Genomic DNA, 14,698 nt, shown 5'->3' with positions numbered 1-14,698 from the left:
CTCCTGTTTACTCAAATGCGCGACAGCTGGATTCCGCCCGATCCAATCCCATCGTATCGAGCGGTGAGACCTGGTGCAGAAACCCCTCTTGCGGGCTGACGCTGACAGTGATCGACCCGTCATACAGAAGGATCGGCTGACGCAACTGCCCGTTCCAATCGCGGAATGTCACTTTCTGCCCCTTGAATGCAGCCAGTTCGAACTCGTCCGACAGAGCATAATCCCGAACACCTTCGGGCTCTGCCGTACTGGCACGGGTCACGGCCTCGCCGATCACGCGCAGTGCAAGCCAGGTGTTGTAGTCTTCGGGGCGTACATAGCGGCCTGTCAGATCCTCGAAACGGGTCTGGAACTGAGTAGCGCCCCATGCCTCATGCGCGCCGTGAAACGTCGTTGGGCGCAAGCCGCCTGACCCCATCACGGGGCGCGGGGTCCAAAGGTGATAGGACAGATAGCGCGCGAAATAATCGGTTTCGTCAGCGGCAATCACAACGTCATGGTCTCGCGCATCCTGCGTGTCCAATGGCAATTGGCGCTGAACAAGAACATGACCGGAATCCGTTCTACGAGATCCCCCGGTATCCGCAAAGGTTCGATCTTCTGCAATCTTCGCGCCGAACTTGTTGGCTGCGCGGCGATACGCGTCCGCAAGCTGGACATCCTCGGGGTTGGATCCCGCCAACAGGAACCAGTCGCCCCATTTCTTCCAGACGGCAAACTGTGCGACCGCATCGGCCTTCATGGCGCGGGACGGCGCGATATGAAGCAGGTTGCCCCGGCAGTTTGCGTCGCGAAGATCGACATCAGGTGCAGACGCGTTGAAAACAAGCGCCCCGGACTCTGCCGCCTTGTCCGTCAGGCGCAAGATGTCAGGCGCCTTGGCCAAAAGGACGATCAGGCGCACGCCTCCGGCAAGGATCCGGTCCATTGCGGCGTCAGCTTCTTCCGGCGGAACGGCCATCGTGATCGTTTCATAGGTATGTCCCAGAAATCCGCCCGTGGTTCCGTTATCCTCATCCCCAAGCGCGGCACCGGCAAACCCCAGATCGTCCGGTTTCAGATCATAACGCGAGATCGGCAGAAGCGACGGATAGTCGATCCGCAGCACCGCAGCCTTTACATCCAGCGCCGCCGCGGTCATCGCGGATGCACACCAAAGAAGCGCCGCAAGCAGCGGCAGCAGGCGAATATTCAAGATGTCCTCCCGTTGCCTGAAAGTCAGAGTTCAGGTTGAATCATTCGGGGCATAGCGCCCCGAAGAACGAAACCGATACTTTTGGCCGTGTTGTAAAACAAAGCCTATCAGCTTCATCATTGAGCTCGATTCTTATTTTATAAGAATGCGCGTATATGGTTGATCTTGCTGCGGTTTCCCGCAACACCCGCCGATTTTTCACAGGGTGTTGCGGGTGACCGGCGAGGTGCGCCCGGCCGTCCGGTCTGACAGAAGAAACGCCACGTGGGCCGACGCTCTGCGCATTCAGGGAGGACATGGAATGAATCGACGATTTCTTCTTGCCGCAACCACCGCTTTGCTGGTTCCGGGTCTGGTTTGGGCCCACGGGCCGACCCGGCAGAAAGTCACGCTGACTGCCGAGGTCGCAGCCTCACCAGAGGAAGTCTGGGCCGTTGTCGGGAACTTTGATGACATGTCGTGGCATCCGGCTGTGTTTGCGACCGAAGGAAACGGCGGCAATAAGATTGATGCGACCCGATTGCTGACACTTGGCCAGGAAGGCGGTCCGACGATCAATGAAATACTGTACAAGTACAGCGCAGAGAAAATGAGCTACTCCTACCGGATCACCGAAGTCGCGGTAGAGGTGCTGCCTGTCACCAACTACTCGTCGCATCTGACGGTAAAACCGCGTGATGGAGGTGGTTCGGTCATCGAATGGCGCGGTGCCTTCTATCGCGGGTATCCAAACAACGATCCTCCGGCCGAGTTGAATGACGAAGCCGCCATTGCCGCCGTGACCGGCGTCTATCAGGCGGGTCTCGACGCGTTGACCGAGCGGTTCGGTGCGGCAAGTTAGCAACCCGCTGATGTTGTTTTTGGCGCTCTCTGGCTGCCCGACACTGGCACAGACAGCATTCATCACCTGTCAGAACGGTGAGGAACTAAGCCGGATGGATCTTGCACGGATGCAGGAAACGGCCCGCTGGCCCCTAACTGGCAAGCCTGCGGGTGTTGCGGTTGGTCTGGATGAAACGCTGTTCACCGTATCCCCGGACAGCAAGATGGTCAGGCGTCTGTCTGCCAAGACCGGTGAAACGATCGCACAAGTCACGCTTGAAGGGGGGCCGATTGGAATCGCACTGGATCAGGATCGCGGGCGGGTTTTCGTCTCGGACTGGTACAACTCCCGACTGTGGGTGCTGGACAGTGAAACTCTGAAAGTTCAATCCGAGTTGCCCACCGGAGCCGCCCCGGCGGGTATTGCGATATCAAAAGACGGGCGTTTTCTGGCGTCGGCCGACAAGGACGCGGACCAGGTGTCGGTTTTCGATTCCGACACTCTTCAGCCTCTGCACCGCAGCCCGGTTGGATCACGCCCCTTCGGGCTGCGTTTTGACCCGGATGGGCGTCTGTTCGTCGGCAATGTCGGCAGCAATGATGTCAGCGTGGTCGATGCGGAAACCGGCTCCGTCCTCGCAACGGTCCCGGTCGGAGAACGCCCTTACGGCATCGCCTTCGCCCACGGCCGGGCGTTCGTCACGAACCAATATGCCAATACGCTCAGCGTCATATCTCTGGCGACGCTCGAACATGAGGGCGTGATTGATGTTGGAGAATACCCCGAAGGCATTGATGCGACGGCGGGCGAAGATCTTCTGGTCATCGCAAACTGGTTCGACAACACCGTCAGCATCGTGGACCCGCAGGCACTGTCGGTGTTAGAAACAATGGAAACCTGTGATGGGCCCCGTGCCTTTGGCAGGTTCCTGCAAGGAGGACGACCATGAAAGTTTCTCATCTGATTGCAGTCCTGTTCTGTGTGCTGGCGGCTCCGGTTTGGGCATCCAACGAGGCATGGGAAAATGTCCGAGCGATGTTGTATGGCGACCGACCGATGCAAAACGGAGATGCGTTCATCGCGATTGATGCCCCCTATCGCACGCCCGACGATGCGCGGGCTCAACTGGCGGCTCAGATTGCGGCCCCTCGGGGGACGAAAGTGGCCAAGGTGACGTTGGTGCTGGACGAAAACCCGATGCCGGTTTCTGCCGTGTTCGAGTTGGAAGAACCATTGCCGAGTTTCTACTTCGACGTGACCATGCGCGTGAACGGCCCGACGCCGATGCATGTCATCGCCGAAACCACGGATGGCCGCCTTTGGGTATCGGAAACTTTTGTCAAAACCTCGGGTCTTGGCGCCTGCGCGGCACCTCCCGGAACTGATCCGGAACTGGCGTTGGCAAACCTTGGAACGATGGAGGCCGAACTGGTGGGCCGCGTCCCTGCGTTGAACACGCGGGCACGATTGTCCAGCCTGGGGGCGGACCGGGCCAACAAGATGGATCTGAACATTGATCACCCGTCGCATTCCGGAATGCAGATGGATCAGATTTCCCTGCTGTTCATCCCGATGCGATATGTAGAGACCGTGGATATCGATCTTGATGGCGCGGGGTATGTCCAGATGACGGGGTCGATTTCACTGTCCGAAAATCCAAGGGTCGGCATTTCCGTTCCAAGCAGGGCGCAAGCAGTTGACGTGACCATGACGGACACGGACGGCACGGTCAGTCATTTACACAAAAAACTGGCGGGTTTTTAAATCAACCGCCTCCGGCAACGGGTTGGCCCGGGGCTGGCTTTACCCGTTCCAGCGGATAGCCCCACAAAGCCCAGCCGTCGGTACCTTCCGGGAACCAATAGACTTTGGTGTATCCCCATTCGATTGCGCGTCGGGCGGCGTTCCAGCTCATCCAGCAATCTTCCAGACAAAAGAACACGAGACCGTGTTTGATATCGCCATTGGTGCTGGCTTCTAGGCCGGTTCGAAAATAGTCTGCCGTAACATCGGCAATTGCGCCGTAGCCGACATTGGGCAACCACAGTGATCCCGGAATGCTGTCGCGCGGCTTGTCGCGCCAGATCGTGCCTTCGGGCAGATTGGCCGGTTTGGGCGGCTGCGGCAAAACGTCGATGAACGCGACGCTTTGTTCCTGCCACAGGCCGTACGCCTCTTCCGGGCCGATGACCGTCCCGCCGGTTATCTGATCCGGCACCGGCGCGCGGTAGTGGTCCATGCGATAATCACTTGGTTCGGGTACTGTCTGCGCTAGTGCGGCAGTCGAGATCAACGCAATTGCTACCGTTGCCCGCATCATTGCGACAGGTCCAGAACCTCTGTCCCCAGATCATTCACCAGGGGAACACCGGCCTCGGCCAATAACGAATTGATCTCGTCCTGGTTGCGCCGGATCAGGGAATTCAGCTGTCTCTGCCATACCTTCTCACCCTGCCGTACGCCCATGGTGATGCGATAGAACAGGCGCGGCGGCAGCTCTTCCTTGACCAGCGGGATCACCTTGAAATCAGGATAGTCTGCCTTGACCAGTGGTCCGCCCAGCGGGCCCCAGAGAATGGCCGCATCGATTTCACCTGTTTGCAGGTCATCCAGCATGTCGATGGCCGGGCTTTCCACACGTCGGTCAACGAAGAGGTTATAAGGCTTGGCCTGCCCGATCAGCCCGTTCCGCGCCATATGAGCCGCGGGCGGTGTACCCGCCACGATCCCGATCCGTTTCCCCTTGAGCATGGGATCGTTCAGCCTGTCCACCTGGGCCAGATCACTGTCCATCGGCACGATCAGCGCATAGGCGGACGTGTAGTAGTGGTTGGTGTTCTGCACCAGCTCATGACCTTGCGCATAACCGATCACCACATCGCAACGTTTGGCGGCCAGCGTGTTCCGTATGAAGCCCGTCGCCTGCGGAAACCAGACATATTGCACGGGCAGTTCCAGCTTTTCGGCAATCAATTCGGCCAGTTTGTTTTCATATCCCGATCCATCCTTGGATGACACGGGATAGTTGGCTGGATCCGCACAAACGCGAAAAGCCGTTCTTGAAACCAGGTCAGACGTCTGCGCCGACACGGGCACTGCCTGACAAAGCCAGACGCAAAGTCCGAAAATCGGCAGGCAGGCCTTAGCCCATACACGCATCTTCATCCTCGCGGATCACGTCAGATTTCGCCTCTTTCTTGGGCGGGCGGCCACGCGGGATCGCGCCCGATCCATGGGCTTTGAGATATACATAGATATCATCAAGAAAGCACATCACATTCGGGTTGTCGCCAAATCCCGGCATCACCGAGTTTTCAGCGGCGTTCACCACCTGGCGACCATTTGTGACGATATCAACGAAGTCGTAATAATCCATTTCCAGCGCTGAGTTTTTCAGAGCCGGCGCATAGGTCGAGCCCTCGCCATCCGGACCATGACAGACATGACATTCTGCGTGATAGCGCCGGAAGCCTGAAAATGTCATCCAGTCCACGGTTCCATCCTCGGCCACGTTGAATGTCGGGATATCGTCTTCGGTGTAATACCGTCCATCTTCGGAATACGCGACTGCCAGATTGTCAGCAATGGCGGCAACAGGAAGGCACAATGCAAGAATTGATGCCAGAAGACGTACAGAATGGTTCATGGAGCGCTCGTTTCTTTTCAAGTGAAAACCGGCGCGGTTCGATTGAACCGCGCCGGCCAGATCTTTGGCTTAGTTCGGCAATGCGAACACGGTGAGCTGACCGCCCAGCGCGGTATAGTCGCTGAGTGCGGCATAGCCACCCACTGCGCCCAGACCGTCATTCGGGTTGGTCAAACCAGCCGCCAGACCAATACCGGCCCAGCCACCGACACCTGACAGGATGCCGATATACTGCTTGCCACCTTGCTCGTACGTCATCACGTTGCCGATGATACCAGAGGGTGTTTTGAACTTGTAAAGTTCTTCACCTGTCTCGGTATTCACCGCCTTGATGTAACCTTCTAGTGTACCATAGAAGGTAACGCCTCCTGCGGTGGTCAGCGAACCAGACCAGACCGAGAACTGCTCGGGTATAGACCACTTGATCTCACCTTTGATGTTGTCCCAGGCGATGAAGTTACCCATACCACCGTGGCTATCCGGTGCAGGATACATCGCCAGCGTCGCGCCCACATAGGGTTGACCGGCGGTGTAGCTGACACGGAACGGCTCGTAGTCCATGCAAACGTGGTTCGTTGGCACGAGGAACAGACCAAGGTTCGGGTCATACGACGCCGGCTGCTGGTCTTTGGTGCCCAAAGCCGCCGGGCAGATACCGGTCGAGTTCACGTCCTCGCCGTTCTGTTCCGTCGAATACTGCGCAACCACGGCCGGGCGGCCATAGGTTTCGCTGTTGGGATCCATGTCGACGCCAGTTGTCCAGTTCACAACCGGGTCGAATTTTTCGGCCACCAGCAGTTCACCCGTGACGCGGTCCATGGTGTAAGCCAGACCGTTGCGGTCGAAATGGGTCAGCAACTTGCGCTGCTCGCCATCAATTTCCTGCTCCGTAAGGATCATTTCATTGATGCCGTCATAGTCCCACTCGTCATGCGGCGTCATCTGGTAGAACCATCTTGCCATACCGGTGTCGATGTCACGCGCCATGATGGTCATGGACCAGCGGTTGTCGCCCGGGCGCTGCGCCGGGTTCCAGGTCGATGGGTTACCAGTGCCGTAGTACATCAGGTTCTCGTCCAGATCCGCAGAATACCAGCCCCATGTGGTGCCGCCGCCGATCTTCCACTGATCGCCTTCCCAGGTGTTTGTACCCGAGTCCGCGCCAACCGGCTTACCCAGATGGGTGGTCTTTTCCGGATCGACAAGAATGTCCGAATCCGGCCCCATGGAATAGGCCCGCCAGACCTGCTCGCCCGAGTTCATGTCATAGGCCGTAACTGACCCGCGCACACCGAATTCGCCACCCGAGATGCCGACAATGACCTTGTCCTTGATTGGCAACACCGTGGCTGTGTTGGTTTCACCAATCGCCGGGTCGCCATTCTGGACTTCCCAGACGACATCCCCGGACTTGGCATCAAGCGCCACAACCTTGGTGTCGGCCTGATGCAGGAAGATCTTGCCATCCGCATAGGCCACACCGCGGTTCACCGTGTCACAGCACATGACCGGAATCACGTCCGGGTCCTGCTTGGGCTCATACTTCCAGACGATTTTGCCCTCATTTGCCAGATCCAGAGCATAGACAATGTTCGGGAACGGCGTGTGGACATACATCATGTCACCAATCACCAGCGGTGAACCCTCGTGCCCGCGCAGAACACCGGTCGAGAAGGTCCAGGCCACTTGCAGATCACCTACATTGTCTGCGTTGATCTGATCCAGTTCGGAATAGCGCTGATTTTTGTAGTCACCCGTCTGGATCGCCCATTGTTTTGCGTTCTCCATCTGGGCAACCAGGTCGTCATTTGCATAGGCCGTGGTGGCCAGTGCAATGGCAATCCCGGAGGTCCAAAGCGATAGATTTTTCATTCAATCTCCTCCCTTTCGTGCAGCGATCTCTCTCTGCATTGCAACACCTCACCCAGGTCGGATTACGGTGTCTGTTGATGCTCGCCCCGACCGACGGTTTTCCGGTCGCATAGGTGGGAGAGCAATGCGATCTCTTACGACCCGTTGTCCTCAAAGGTCACAAGATATGCGATGATGTTGGCCCGATCGTCCTCTTTTCGCAGCCCGGCGAAGGTCATCTTGATCCCCTTCGCATAGTCGCGCGGTTTCGTCAGAAACGCGTCCAGTTCTTCGGGTGTCCAAACCAGCCCTTCTTCGGACAGCGAAATCAACACCGGTGAATAGCCAAACCCTTCGACGGTTGCGGCCTGACGTCCAACGATGCCGTTCAGCACCGGCCCCACCTTGTTTTCAGCCCCCTCGCCCACCGCATGGCAGGCCTTGCACTTGCGAAAGACCTTCTCACCCGCTTCGGGGTCGCCATCGGCACTTGCGAAGGCGGGGGAAAGCATGAGGCAGGTTGCTGCGAATACCGTTCTGATCACTATCAATCTTTCCTTGTTATTTTCATTGGCTGAGACGTTCCGCGTGCCATTCGACATGGTCGCGCGCAAAACTGTTCACGAAGAAATACGAATGGTCATACCCCTCCTGGATTCTGATCTGTCCGGGCTGGCGGCGCTTGGCCATCATGTTGGCCAGAGCTTCGGGTTTGAGCAGATCAAGGAACTGATCATCCGCGCCCTGATCGATCAGCAGGTCACCTTTCCAGCCGTGCTCTTCCAGCAGCAGCGTGGCGTCATGCGCGACCCAAGTGTTTTCGTCGTCACCCAGATAGCTGCTGAGCTGCTTACGGCCCCAATCCGACCGCGTCGGGTGCGCAATCGGCGCAAATGCCGAAAGAGACCCGAATTTGTCGGCGTTGCGTATCGCGATCGTAATCGCACCGTGTCCACCCATGGAATGGCCCGTGATCCCGTGGCGATCCTGAACGGGGAAATTCTTCAGTACTATGTCGCGCAGTTCGTCGACGATGTAGTCATACATCCTGAAATGGGCCCGCCACGGGTCCCGGGTGGCGTTCACGTAAAACCCGGCCCCCTGCCCCAGATCATAGGCGTCATCATCGGCAACATTGTCGCCACGCGGGGACGTATCGGGAAATACAACCGCGACACCGTAGTCCGCAGCCGCCTCCTGAAATCCGCCTTTGGTCATCGCGTTTTCATGGGTGCAGGTCAGGCCGGACAAGTACCACAACACCGGCACCGGGCCGGATTTGGCCTGAGGCGGCAGGTAGACGGCAAAGGTCATCTCGCAATCACAGGTCTCGGACGAGTGGGAGTACACGGTCTGCTCCCCTCCGAAACTGCGGTTTTGCGAGATAACTTTCAAACCCATGTCAGTACTCCACGACCGCGCGGATCGATTTACCCTGGTGCATCAGGTCAAAGCCGTGGTTGATTTCATCAAGCGTCAGCTTGTGCGTGATCATGGGGTCGATCTCGATCTTCCCGGTCATGTACCAATCCACGATCTTCGGAACATCCGTCCGGCCCTTGGCACCGCCGAACGCGGTTCCGCGCCATGACCGGCCGGTGACCAGCTGGAACGGACGCGTCGAAATCTCGGCGCCAGCGGGTGCCACACCGATGATGATGCTTTCACCCCAACCTTTGTGTGCGCATTCCAAAGCGGTCCGCATCACGCCGACATTGCCGGTCGCGTCAAAGGTATAATCCGCACCGCCGCCGGTCAGTTCGACCAGATGCGCCACGATATCACTACTGACGTTCGAGGGGTTCACGAAATCGGTCATACCGAAATGAGTCGCCATTTCGGCCTTTCCGTCGTTCAAGTCGACACCAACGATCTGATCACAGCCCGCCATGCGACAGCCCTGAATGACGTTCAGGCCGATTCCGCCCAGACCAAAGACCACGCAACGCGAACCAATTTCGACCTTGGCGGTGTTGATGACGGCCCCGATGCCGGTGGTCACGCCGCAGCCGATGTAACAAATCTTGTCAAACGGCGCATCCTTGCGCACCTTGGCCAACGCTATCTCGGGCACAACGGTGTGATTGGCAAAAGTCGAACAGCCCATGTAGTGGTGGATCGGTGTGCCATCCAACATGCTGAACCGCGTCGTTCCATCCGGCAACAGACCGGCACCCTGAGTCGCCCGCACTTTCTGACACAGGTTCGTCTTGGGGTTCAGGCAATATTCGCATTCGCGGCACTCTGGTGTGTACAGCGGGATCACGTGATCCCCGACGGCAAGGCTGGTAACGCCTTCCCCGACCTCCAGAACGACCCCGGCACCTTCATGGCCCAGAATTGCAGGGAAAATCCCTTCGGGGTCATCTCCGGAACGGGTAAACTCATCCGTATGACATAGACCGGTCGCCTTGACCTCGATCAGGACTTCACCTGCTTTCGGGCCATCCAGCTCAACCTCCATAATTTCCAGGGGTTGGCCTGCCGCCACAGCAACCGCCGCGCGTGTTCTCATCTCCGTCTGTCCTCCCATGGCACCGGAATCAACCGCAGTCCGGCAGCTTGGGTCAAGTATGGGGGCGAGCACCACGTGCAAACAATTAAGACAATGGTGTGTATTGGGTTGAATGGACTTCGCGCGCACATTTCATGCATGATGTCCGCGTGGAGGAAAGCTGTGATGTCAAACGGCAAGCTGATTGTTTTGGCGCTGGCCTGTCTGGGTGCGGCTGGCCCTGGCTTGGCTGCGGATTTCTCCGATCCAACATGGCCGTGCATTCAGCGCAAGGTCGAGGACCTGTCGCTGGGCCTCATGTGGCCGCATCAGGTTGTTGACGGCGAAACCGCTGAAAACAGTACCGACATCGACGAAATCGCCGGGCTGTTGGCCCTGAGGCGGATCGAACTGGAAGACCTTCGGCCCCAGGTTGCAGAGTTTGCCGCGCGGTACAACGGGGATCCGGATATTCTGGGTCAGGTGTTCCAGCGCGTCTTTGACACCTTGTCCAAAAGGCGCAAGCACATCATCGCGGGGATCGGAGAGTTTTCGCTGAAGCAGATCGATCTGGCCGAAAAGATTGATCTGGCCAGGGTGGAAATGGACCAAGCCCTGTCTTCCGACCCGCCCGACTATGACCGCGTTGACGCCTTGGAAGAGCAATTGGATTGGGATCAGCTGATCTATTCTGACCGTCAACGCTCGATCACCTATCTGTGTGAAACGCCGCAAATCATCGAGCGGCGCCTGTTCGCGATTTCGCAAATGCTGCAACAATTGACCTCAGACCAGGGTTGACGCAGCGCCGGCGGAGGAAGGACGGACACATGAAACACGTATTGATCATCTTTCTGACGCTGTCGCCCCTCTCGGCCCTGGGCCAGTCCCCGCTCAGCGGCGTTGACATGACCCTGCCCAAAATGACCCAAGCGCAAATGACCCGCGCCGATGTCGTGGCCCGACTTGCGGCTGCAACGGCCGACGCGCCCGCCGATTTCACCCGGGTCTGGCTGAACAATCTCGACTTGTCCGGGTTGGATTTCAGCAACGCGATCCTGCGAGCGACATCATTGAACGGCACCAATTTGTCGGGATCGACTCTGGACGGCGCGATTCTCAGCCAATCCTGGATGATCGGCGCCAACCTTTCAGGCGCATCTCTTGTCGGGGCCGAGCTGTTCCAGACTCAGCTCAGCCAGGCGAATCTGAGCGATACGGATTTCACAAACGCCAGAACAGCCGCCGATTTTACCAAGGCCAATCTGAACCGGGCAGTATTCAAAGGGGCGGATTTTTCGGCCGACATGCGCAACCAATCCATGGGGCTTATGCGCGGAGTTCTGTCCTCGGCTCGTGGATCGGACGTGGATTTCACTGATGCGCAAATGTCCCGCGCCGATCTGGAATTTGCCAAATTGCCCAACGCCAATTTCACCAATGCCGATTTGTCGATGGCCACATTGGGCGGGGCTGACCTGACAGGGGCCACTTTGTCCGGTGCCGATTTTACGAATGCCGATTTGACGGCAACGCGGCTGACTGATGTTCAGGGCGCAGATCAGGCCAATCTGAACGAAGCGAAAAACCTGGATCGGGCCATTCGCTGACCGGGCTATTCCCATTCAAGTTCGGTGAATGCGACCGTTGCATTGCGCGGGTTGTAGGTGTCAAACAAGTCCCAGTGCACCGCTTCTTCCTGAGCGATCGTTTCAACCGCATCCCCCAACCGCTGGCCACTGTCGATTGCGTCGCGCGTGTCGCTTTCCAGCACGTTCAAATAGCGCATCATATCCTCGGCACCTTCAGGCCACGCCAGGATCGGCCCACCATGGCCCGGCACGATTTGGGTGACCTCAAGCCCGGTCATCTGTTTCAAGACGCGTTGCCAGCCGATCAGTTGACCATCCAATGCCGGGGTGTGCCGGTGAAATACAAGATCGCCGGTGAACATGACGCCGGTGTTTGCATCCATTACGGTCAAGTCATTCCCGGTATGTGCCCGGGGCCAGGCCCGCAGGATCAGTTTACGCCCGCCCAGATCAATCTCGTGCGTGGTTTCGACGGCGATGTCGACGGAAATCGGCCCGACGCCCACATAGGCGCTTTCGCCGATCGCGGCGCTCAGGCTTTCGACATAGTTGCCCAACCGGTCCAGCAACGCTCGCTCCAGCCCCACATGGCCGACAACCTGCGCACCTGAAAGGGCCAAAGACTCTGTGCCCAATGTGTGATCGGGATGCATGTGAGTCAAAATTACGTGACTGACCGGCTTGTCCGTCTCGGCCCGAATGGCCCGCCAGACAGCCTCGCCTATCCACGGTGCCGTTCCCGTGTCAATCACGGCGACACTGTCCTGGCCAATGACAAACCCGATATTGGACACGTCGCCCAGATTGTCCGCGTCGGGTTCCGCTATCAAGCCGCGATGCACGAACAGACCGGGCGCAGCTTCTTCAAATTCCAGAGCCTGGCCAATGGGTTGGCAAAAAGGCGCGCCGCTACGCCAATCCGACAGCGGCGGAAGAGTTGTTATCAGCTTCTGCTCGCATTCAGCCTGGGATCGGGCTTCGTAACCCGGCAAAAGTCGTTCTCTGCAAGGCTCTGTCGCAACCTGCGCGCATAGCAAAATCACGGCTTCAAACATGGCAGCCCTCCGACCGGAACATTGGCATAGATCTCTGCCCGAACCACCGCGCCTTTCGTCGGCATGTATTTTCCCCGCATTTTGTGGCACATTCTCGGCCACCGGTTGCCGGAGGAGACACCATGGCCAAAGCACTAGCACCCGCAGCGATCCTTTCTCTTGCGCTGTCCCTGCCTACATGGGCACAGCAGCCGATCAAAAACCCGCTGGTCGAAGGCGAAACCTGGAAGGATCTGCAATACGATGTCGTGGGCGACGCCCAGATCGGGAACGCGGACACGCTGCTTGCGCTGGACGCCCCTTACCGGGCGCATGATGCCGCAACGGTGCCGATCGTTTTGAAACAGCTTGATCCCGATGTCCGGATTTCCGCTGCTACCGTCGTGATCGACGAAAACCCGGCCCCGATCGCAGGCGTCTTCAGCTTTTCACCGGCCATGGGTCAGTTGGATTTCGAGATGCGCGTTCGCGTAAACCAATATTCGAATGTCCGCGTGATCGCTGAAACGCCTGACGGGCTTCAAATGACAGGCCGGTTTGTCAAAGCATCGGGCGGCTGTTCGGCACCGGCCAGCAAAGACCCAGAGGTCGCATTGGCGTCCATGGGCAAGATGAAGCTGCGCAGCTTCGGGGAAGAGGCGCAGATTTCAACATCACGCCGAGAAGCTCAAATCATGATCCGCCACCCGAACTATTCCGGCCTGCAACGCGACCAGGTCACGCAACTGTTCATCCCCGCGCATTTCATCGACCATATCGAAGTCTGGCAGGGGGATGAGTTGCTGTTCACGATGGATGGCGGCATCTCGATCTCGGAAAACCCGGCTTTCCGTTTTGCCTACAATGACAACGGCTCGACCATGTTGACGGTCAAGGCAACGGATACCGAGGGCAACACGTTCGAAAAAGACCTTCCCAAAGCTGCGGCCAGCTGACGGACGAGCCTGCGTTTATCGGAAACAGACAACCTCGGCTTCTGCCTGCGCCCGGCGCAGGTCAGCCACCATGTTTTCGGCCAGTACCGCGCTTTTGAAAAACGCCATACGCTCTCCCCCGACCCGACGCATCGACAGAACCGTTTCCGCCTGTTCATATTGCTCATACGGCAGGATCGAAGCGATCAAATCGATCGAGCATGAGCACCTGTCCAGCATCTCGCGGGTTTGACCGTTGGTGACCATGCATGCAAACACGTAATCCGCGCGCGCCGCGGTCGGGTAGTCATTGAGCCGATCCGCAACGCTTTGTGCTGACGCTGCAAAGGGCGCGGCCAGAATGCCCGCGACCAGCGCTTTAAAGGTCATGCGGCTGCGTTCCCGAATTTGGCCTGACGTTTTCATTCGCGACCCTCCTGCATTCCTTCAAACCGCATTTCCGATCGATAAACGGCCGTGCCGTCACGTTCGGAAACAGCTTCCGCCACAAGGCTCAGATACCAGCCCGGGACCTCTTCGGACACCGTGACGCGAAGAACCAGGTCTCCGAACCCTTGCATCCGGTCGCGGTTCGGATCCTCGGCGAAAGGACGCATGAAAATGGTCCGAACGGGGATGGTTTTGCCACCAATCGCCGCCTCGCCCTCGACGATCTCGGCAGGTTGAACCAGCGCATCCTTGATACGATTTCGGATGTAAAACGGGCTGCCTCCGGCGGACTCGGCCATATCCCGTATGGCGCTTTCATAGAAAACCATGATCATCGGATTGCCGACGCTGGCCGGAAAAACACCCATGGCGCGGTGTTTGTCATCTTGGCGAAATTCCAGATGGGCCATCTCGTTCCCGTCATCCGAAAAACTGAGAGAGATAAGACCACTATCACGTTCCGCCGCATCGGGTCTTATCCGGTTTGTGACGGTACGTTGATAAATCAACTCCTTGTCACGTTCGATTGTGTCCAAAACGCCATTTTGGAACAGCAAATCATAGGCTTGCTCGGCATCAACCGATGCCGCGGAAACGGCATTCAAACTCAGAAACAAAACGGCGATGCCGCAAAGAAGCCTTCTCATGACCTAGCCCTCCCAAGGATGAGAGTATGGG

Annotated in this window: 17 protein-coding genes; 6 read left to right on the top strand and 11 right to left on the bottom strand. The window is 57.9% G+C overall.

Translation table 11 applies throughout. From position 1 onward, the window contains the following. Positions 1-7: 7 nt before the first annotated feature. The gene (locus tag ACR0A2_RS11730) at positions 8-1,141 is read right to left on the bottom strand and encodes an ABC transporter substrate-binding protein (RefSeq protein ID WP_480835457.1); all 1,134 of its coding nucleotides are present in this window, start codon (positions 1,139-1,141) and stop codon (positions 8-10) included. 355 nt (positions 1,142-1,496) lie between these two features. Here ACR0A2_RS11730 and ACR0A2_RS11725 point away from each other — a divergent pair, with 355 nt between their 5' ends. From ACR0A2_RS11725 to ACR0A2_RS11715, 3 genes are read left to right on the top strand one after another with little or no spacing between them, the layout of a single operon-like run. Continuing rightward, on the top strand, positions 1,497-2,036 hold the full coding sequence (locus tag ACR0A2_RS11725) for an SRPBCC family protein (RefSeq protein WP_480835109.1): 540 nt from the start codon (positions 1,497-1,499) through the stop codon (positions 2,034-2,036). After that, on the top strand, positions 2,023-2,967 hold the full coding sequence (locus ACR0A2_RS11720; RefSeq protein ID WP_480835108.1) for a beta-propeller fold lactonase family protein: 945 nt from the start codon (positions 2,023-2,025) through the stop codon (positions 2,965-2,967). The genes ACR0A2_RS11725 and ACR0A2_RS11720 overlap by 14 nt, the downstream gene beginning before the upstream one ends. After that, on the top strand, positions 2,964-3,782 hold the full coding sequence (locus tag ACR0A2_RS11715) for a quinoprotein dehydrogenase-associated SoxYZ-like carrier (RefSeq protein ID WP_480835107.1): 819 nt from the start codon (positions 2,964-2,966) through the stop codon (positions 3,780-3,782). Before ACR0A2_RS11720 ends, ACR0A2_RS11715 begins: the two co-directional genes overlap by 4 nt. 1 nt (position 3,783) lies before the next feature. On the opposite strand, the gene ACR0A2_RS11710 is transcribed toward ACR0A2_RS11715, so the two are convergent. The 7 genes from ACR0A2_RS11710 to ACR0A2_RS11680 all read right to left on the bottom strand — a co-directional run bounded on the left by ACR0A2_RS11710 (position 3,784) and on the right by ACR0A2_RS11680 (position 10,030). Then, positions 3,784-4,338 (bottom strand): PQQ-dependent catabolism-associated CXXCW motif protein, encoded by a 555-nt coding sequence (locus ACR0A2_RS11710; protein ID WP_480835106.1) that lies wholly within the window; start codon positions 4,336-4,338, stop codon positions 3,784-3,786. Further along, the gene (locus ACR0A2_RS11705) at positions 4,335-5,177 is read right to left on the bottom strand and encodes a substrate-binding domain-containing protein (protein ID WP_371809338.1); all 843 of its coding nucleotides are present in this window, start codon (positions 5,175-5,177) and stop codon (positions 4,335-4,337) included. The genes ACR0A2_RS11710 and ACR0A2_RS11705 overlap by 4 nt, the downstream gene beginning before the upstream one ends. After that, positions 5,161-5,664 (bottom strand): c-type cytochrome, methanol metabolism-related, encoded by a 504-nt coding sequence (locus ACR0A2_RS11700; protein ID WP_171118318.1) that lies wholly within the window; start codon positions 5,662-5,664, stop codon positions 5,161-5,163. The genes ACR0A2_RS11705 and ACR0A2_RS11700 overlap by 17 nt, the downstream gene beginning before the upstream one ends. 69 nt (positions 5,665-5,733) lie before the next feature. Continuing rightward, complete coding sequence (locus tag ACR0A2_RS11695) at positions 5,734-7,536, bottom strand: methanol/ethanol family PQQ-dependent dehydrogenase (protein WP_171118316.1); 1,803 nt, start codon at positions 7,534-7,536, stop codon at positions 5,734-5,736. 134 nt (positions 7,537-7,670) lie between these two features. Then, positions 7,671-8,027 (bottom strand): c-type cytochrome, encoded by a 357-nt coding sequence (locus ACR0A2_RS11690; RefSeq protein WP_480835105.1) that lies wholly within the window; start codon positions 8,025-8,027, stop codon positions 7,671-7,673. Between the two features lie 55 nt (positions 8,028-8,082). After that, a complete protein-coding gene (fghA, locus tag ACR0A2_RS11685; protein ID WP_216601148.1) occupies positions 8,083-8,916 on the bottom strand; it encodes an S-formylglutathione hydrolase in 834 nt (277 codons plus the stop codon). Position 8,917: 1 nt separating this feature from the next. Next, the gene (locus ACR0A2_RS11680; protein ID WP_171331235.1) at positions 8,918-10,030 is read right to left on the bottom strand and encodes an S-(hydroxymethyl)glutathione dehydrogenase/class III alcohol dehydrogenase; all 1,113 of its coding nucleotides are present in this window, start codon (positions 10,028-10,030) and stop codon (positions 8,918-8,920) included. 165 nt (positions 10,031-10,195) lie between these two features. Here ACR0A2_RS11680 and ACR0A2_RS11675 point away from each other — a divergent pair, with 165 nt between their 5' ends. Both ACR0A2_RS11675 and ACR0A2_RS11670 read left to right on the top strand, forming a co-directional pair. Next, entirely contained in the window at positions 10,196-10,810 is a 615-nt protein-coding gene (locus ACR0A2_RS11675) for a hypothetical protein (protein ID WP_480835104.1), read from the top strand. A gap of 29 nt (positions 10,811-10,839) precedes the next feature. After that, complete coding sequence (locus ACR0A2_RS11670; RefSeq protein ID WP_480446221.1) at positions 10,840-11,619, top strand: pentapeptide repeat-containing protein; 780 nt, start codon at positions 10,840-10,842, stop codon at positions 11,617-11,619. 5 nt (positions 11,620-11,624) lie between these two features. Here ACR0A2_RS11670 and ACR0A2_RS11665 read toward each other — a convergent pair whose 3' ends face one another. After that, positions 11,625-12,656, bottom strand: coding sequence for a quinoprotein relay system zinc metallohydrolase 2 (locus ACR0A2_RS11665; RefSeq protein ID WP_480835103.1), 1,032 nt, complete (start codon positions 12,654-12,656; stop codon positions 11,625-11,627). Between the two features lie 122 nt (positions 12,657-12,778). On the opposite strand from ACR0A2_RS11665, the gene ACR0A2_RS11660 reads away from it, so the two are divergent. After that, the gene (locus ACR0A2_RS11660) at positions 12,779-13,591 is read left to right on the top strand and encodes a quinoprotein dehydrogenase-associated SoxYZ-like carrier (RefSeq protein ID WP_480835102.1); all 813 of its coding nucleotides are present in this window, start codon (positions 12,779-12,781) and stop codon (positions 13,589-13,591) included. Between the two features lie 15 nt (positions 13,592-13,606). Here the strand turns inward: ACR0A2_RS11660 and ACR0A2_RS11655 are convergent, their stop codons facing one another. Both ACR0A2_RS11655 and ACR0A2_RS11650 read right to left on the bottom strand, forming a co-directional pair. Continuing rightward, entirely contained in the window at positions 13,607-13,960 is a 354-nt protein-coding gene (locus ACR0A2_RS11655; protein ID WP_480619247.1) for a hypothetical protein, read from the bottom strand. A 32-nt stretch (positions 13,961-13,992) separates the two neighbouring features. After that, a complete protein-coding gene (locus ACR0A2_RS11650) occupies positions 13,993-14,667 on the bottom strand; it encodes a hypothetical protein (RefSeq protein ID WP_171229305.1) in 675 nt (224 codons plus the stop codon). Positions 14,668-14,698 lie beyond the last annotated feature (31 nt).

The organism is Ruegeria sp. H8, assembly GCF_056532905.1.
The sequence above is the reverse complement of the archived record's forward strand: the minus strand, read 5'-3'. Positions and strand labels throughout refer to the sequence as shown.